The following is a 1952-nucleotide window of genomic DNA, read 5'->3' as shown; positions in this document are numbered from 1 at the left end:
AGAAAAAGTGAAAAGAAATTTGGTGTGAATGATTCCTTCTCTTACCTTTGCAACCCATTCAAAATTAGCAAGTTCTTTAAATGTTGTTCGGTGGTAGATGAGGAGAAATGCTCTGGTAAAACGGAGTAAATAACTTCAAAAATTACTGAGAAAATATTTGGTGAATAATGGTGGGTCACTTACCTTTGCACCCCGCTCGAAAGGGTGGCGGTTTAGAAGTGAAACTGACAAGCCGAAAAGATCTTTGAAAGTTTGGAAAGCAACAGTACGTAAGAAGTAATTTTTACGGTAAGTTCTGAAGCGACATAAAATTAACGAACACAAACGTTGAATTTTCTTGAGAGAATTTAGCTAAGTGATCAAAACTCATTTACAATGGAGAGTTTGATCCTGGCTCAGGATGAACGCTAGCGGCAGGCTTAATACATGCAAGTCGAGGGGCAGCACAGGTAGCAATACTGGGTGGCGACCGGCAAACGGGTGCGGAACACGTACGCAACCTTCCTTTAAGTGGGGGATAGCCCAGGGAAACTTGGATTAATACCTCGTAATATAATTGAGTGGCATCACTTGATTATTATAGCTCCGGCGCTTAAAGATGGGCGTGCGCCTGATTAGGTAGTTGGCGGGGTAACGGCCCACCAAGCCTACGATCAGTAACTGGTGTGAGAGCACGACCAGTCACACGGGCACTGAGACACGGGCCCGACTCCTACGGGAGGCAGCAGTAAGGAATATTGGTCAATGGACGCAAGTCTGAACCAGCCATGCCGCGTGGAGGATGAAGGTCCTCTGGATTGTAAACTTCTTTTTTCTGGGAAGAAACCTGTCTTTTCTTAGGCAGCTGACGGTACCAGAAGAATAAGCACCGGCTAACTCCGTGCCAGCAGCCGCGGTAATACGGAGGGTGCAAGCGTTATCCGGATTCACTGGGTTTAAAGGGTGCGTAGGTGGGCTGATAAGTCAGCGGTGAAATCTCCGGGCTTAACCTGGAAACTGCCATTGATACTATCGGTCTTGAATCTCGCGTAGGTAAGCGGAATATGTCATGTAGCGGTGAAATGCTTAGATATGACATAGAACACCAATTGCGAAGGCAGCTTACTTCACGAGCATTGACACTGAGGCACGAAAGCGTGGGGAGCAAACAGGATTAGATACCCTGGTAGTCCACGCCCTAAACGATGGATACTCGACATACGCGATACACAGTGTGTGTCTGAGCGAAAGCATTAAGTATCCCACCTGGGAAGTACGACCGCAAGGTTGAAACTCAAAGGAATTGGCGGGGGTCCGCACAAGCGGTGGAGCATGTGGTTTAATTCGATGATACGCGAGGAACCTTACCTGGGCTAGAATGCGGTTTGACCGTGGGTGAAAGCTCATTTTGTAGCAATACACAGATCGTAAGGTGCTGCATGGCCGTCGTCAGCTCGTGCCGTGAGGTGTTGGGTTAAGTCCCGCAACGAGCGCAACCCCCATCATTAGTTGCCATCAGGTAAAGCTGGGAACTCTAATGAAACTGCCGTCGTAAGACGCGAGGAAGGAGGGGATGATGTCAGGTCATCATGGCCTTTATGCCCAGGGCTACACACGTGCTACAATGGGGGAGACAAAGGGCTGCCACTTGGCAACAAGGCGCTAATCCCAAAAACTCCCTCTCAGTTCGGATCGCAGTCTGCAACTCGACTGCGTGAAGCTGGAATCGCTAGTAATCGTATATCAGCAATGATACGGTGAATACGTTCCCGGACCTTGCACACACCGCCCGTCAAGCCATGGAAGCTGGGTGTACCTAAAGTCGGTAACCGCAAGGAGCCGCCTAGGGTAAAACTAGTGACTGGGGCTAAGTCGTAACAAGGTAGCCGTATCGGAAGGTGCGGCTGGAATACCTCCTTTTTAGAGTATGCTCGGACTTTTTAATTGTTGCTTTTCTTTTCTTTCAATTTTCC

General features: G+C 48.5%; 1 rRNA gene. It reads left to right on the top strand.

Annotated features, from left to right (window positions below):
• Positions 1-372 precede the first annotated feature (372 nt).
• Positions 373-1899: ribosomal RNA gene (locus HHL16_RS24775) — 16S ribosomal RNA — on the top strand.
• The last annotated feature ends 53 nt before the right edge of the window (positions 1900-1952 follow it).

The sequence above is a fragment of the Pseudoflavitalea sp. G-6-1-2 genome (assembly GCF_012927185.1).
GTDB lineage: Bacteria > Bacteroidota > Bacteroidia > Chitinophagales > Chitinophagaceae > Pseudobacter.
This window is presented reverse-complemented; position numbering and strand designations above follow the sequence as displayed.